Here is a 2,916-nt window from a genome sequence, read left to right as displayed (position 1 = left end):
TGGAAATCCACGGCGCCAACGGCTACCTGCTCGAACAGTTCATCAAGGACGGCGCCAACCAGCGCACCGACGCCTACGGCGGCTCCATCGAGAACCGCGCGCGCCTGCTGCTGGAGGTCACCGCCGCCGTCGCCGAAGAGATCGGCGCGGACCGCACCGGCGTGCGCATTTCCCCGGTCTCGCCCGCCAATGCCATCGCCACGGTCAGCGACCCGCAGCCGCAGTACGACTACATCGTCGACCAGCTCAGCGCGCTGGGCATCGTCTACCTGCACGTGGTCGAAGGCGCAACCGGCGGCCCGCGTGACGTGGCGCCCTTCGACTTCGATGGGCTGCGCGCCCGCTTCAAGGGGACCTACCTGGCCAACAACGGCTACGACGTGGACCTGGCCAGCGCACGCCTGGTCGAGGGCAAGGCAGACCTCATCGCGTTTGGCCGCGCCTTCATCAGCAATCCCGACCTGGTGGAACGCCTGAAGACCGGCGCGCCCTTGAACGCCTTGAACCCCGCCACGTTGTACGGCGGCGGCGCGGAAGGCTACACCGACTACCCCGCGTTGACCGATACGACGCCGCAGTAACCCTCACACAGCTTCACGCCGCACGCCCTTTTCGCCCACCCCATTCCAAGAGACACACCATGAGCCTGCTTCCCACCGTTCTCATCACCGGCGCCTCCAGCGGCATCGGCACCGTCTACGCCGAACGCTTCGCCCGCCGCGGCCACGACCTGGTGCTGGTTGCGCGCGACACGGCGCGCCTGGAAACGCTGGCCGCTCGCCTGCGCCAGGACACCGGGGTCGCCGTAGACGTCCTGCCGGCCGACCTCACCCAGCGCGCCGATCTGGCCAACGTGGAAACCCGCCTGCGCGACGATGCCCGCATCGGCATCCTGATCAACAACGCGGGCGTGGCGCAGTCCGGCGGCTTCACCGACCAGTCGGCCGACAGCATCGAACACCTGGTCACCCTCAACACCCTCGCCCTGACGCGCCTGGCCGCGGCCATCGCCCCACGGCTGGCCAACGCCGGCGAAGGCGCAATCGTCAACATCGGCTCGGTAGTGGGACTGGCCCCGGAGTTCGGCATGTCTGTCTACGGTGCGACCAAGGCCTTCGTCCTGTTCCTGTCGCAGGGGCTCAGCCTGGAGCTGTCGCCCAAGGGCGTTTACGTGCAGGCCGTGCTGCCCGCAGCCACCCGCACCGAGATCTGGGAGCGTGCCGGCATCGACATCAACACCTTGCCGGAAGTGATGGACGTCGGCGAACTGGTCGATGCCGCGCTGGTAGGCTTCGATCGCCGCGAGACCGTGACCATTCCGCCGTTGCATGTGGCCGCACGCTGGGACACGCTGGAGGCATCGCGCCAGGGCCTGCTCTCGGACATCCGACAGGCGCAGGCAGCGGAGCGCTATCGCCCATGAAAGCCTTCCTCATCGACCGGTATGGCAAGAACGAAACGGGGCACATCGATGACGTGCCAACGCCAGCGCTGCGCGATGGCGATGTACTCATCCGCGTGCACGCGGCCAGCGTCAACGCGCTGGACCCCAAGATCCGGCGTGGCGAATTCAAGGTGATCCTGCCGTATCGCCTGCCGCTGATTCTGGGCAACGACCTGGCCGGTACGGTGGAGCGCGTGGGTGCCGGGGTTTCCCAGTTCAAACCGGGCGATGAGGTGTATGCACGTCCCGACGTTGACCGCATCGGCGCGTTCGCCGAGTTCATCGCCGTCAACGCCGCCTCCGTGGCCCTCAAGCCCGGCAACCTGACCATGGTGGAAGCCGCCTCGCTGCCGCTGGTCGCGCTGACCGCGTGGCAGGCGCTGGTCGAAACCGCCCAGCTGAAGCCCGGGCAGAAGGTCTTCATCCAGGCGGGCTCCGGCGGCGTTGGCACCGTGGCGATCCAGCTGGCCAAACACCTTGGCGCGTTCGTGGCCACCACCACCAGCACGCCCAACGTGGGGTGGGTGAAGGCGCTGGGCGCGGATGTGGTCATCGACTACAGGCAGCAGGATTTCGCCACAGCACTGCACGACTACGACGTGGTGCTCAACAGCCTGGGCAAAGAGGAACTGGAGCGCTCGCTGCAGATCCTCAAGCCGGGTGGCCACCTCATCTCCATCTCGGGCCCGCCCACGCCCGCCTTCGCCGCCGCGCGTGGGCTGGCCTGGCCGCTGAAGCAGGTCATGCGCCTGCTCAGCCATGGCATCCGCAGCAAGGCCAAGAAGAAGGGGGTCACGTACACCTTCGTCTTCATGCGGGCCGATGGGGCGCAACTGAGCACCGTCACCTCGCTGGTCGAGTCCGGCGCACTCGCACCGGTCATTGACCGGGTGTTTCCGTTCCAGGACACCCAGGGCGCGCTGGCGTATGTGGAAAGCGGGCGGGCGAAGGGCAAAGTGGTGGTGGAACTGTAAGCAGGGGCGGCGCAGGCACGCGCTATCTCGTCGCCTTGCGCCGCACTTCCAGAAGCAACGCTTCCTGCGCCTTGCCAGACAGCTTGCCGAACTCATCAATGAGCTCGGCAAGCTGGTCCGTTTCCGCAAACAGATAGGCGACGGAAACGCCCAAGGCACGGGCAATCTTCTGCGCTGTCTCGATGTCGCAATTGTGCACGGCCCGCTCGTACCGGTTGATGCGAACGCCCGCAACATCTTCTGGCAATCCCACAAGCACCCCCAACGCGCGTTGAGTCAGGCCCTGCTCAAGCCGGCACGCCTTGAGGCGGCTGGCGAAGACAGAGCGGATGGACGTAGGTGTGCGGGTCATGCAAACAAGCATGACCCAGCGCTACGCTGAACGTAAATTACGTTCGTCGTATCCCGCATGGCAAGGCTGGATACGTCAGATGCGCCCGCGCGGCGTTACTCAAGCACCCCGCCCCCGGTGACCGCGGGGGCCCGTGGCCATCACCC

General features: G+C 66.7%; 3 protein-coding genes and 1 pseudogene. 3 read left to right on the top strand and 1 reads right to left on the bottom strand.

Annotated features, from left to right (window positions below; genetic code table 11):
- The 3 genes and pseudogenes from DBR34_RS23545 to DBR34_RS16660 all read left to right on the top strand — a co-directional run.
- Window positions 1-581 (top strand): annotated as a pseudogene (locus DBR34_RS23545) (alkene reductase); the annotation flags it as partial.
- 59 nt (window positions 582-640) lie between these two features.
- On the top strand, window positions 641-1,423 hold the full coding sequence (locus tag DBR34_RS16665; RefSeq protein WP_128097627.1) for an SDR family oxidoreductase: 783 nt from the start codon (window positions 641-643) through the stop codon (window positions 1,421-1,423).
- Window positions 1,420-2,418, top strand: coding sequence for an NADP-dependent oxidoreductase (locus tag DBR34_RS16660; RefSeq protein WP_128097626.1), 999 nt, complete (start codon window positions 1,420-1,422; stop codon window positions 2,416-2,418). The genes DBR34_RS16665 and DBR34_RS16660 overlap by 4 nt, the downstream gene beginning before the upstream one ends.
- 22 nt (window positions 2,419-2,440) lie before the next feature.
- On the opposite strand, the gene DBR34_RS16655 is transcribed toward DBR34_RS16660, so the two are convergent.
- Window positions 2,441-2,770 (bottom strand): helix-turn-helix transcriptional regulator, encoded by a 330-nt coding sequence (locus DBR34_RS16655; protein WP_258224030.1) that lies wholly within the window; start codon window positions 2,768-2,770, stop codon window positions 2,441-2,443.
- Window positions 2,771-2,916 lie beyond the last annotated feature (146 nt).

It is taken from the genome of Stenotrophomonas sp. HMWF003 (genome assembly GCF_003061285.1).
In the GTDB taxonomy this organism is placed as follows: Bacteria; Pseudomonadota; Gammaproteobacteria; order Xanthomonadales; family Xanthomonadaceae; genus Stenotrophomonas; species Stenotrophomonas maltophilia_AP.
This window is presented reverse-complemented; position numbering and strand designations above follow the sequence as displayed.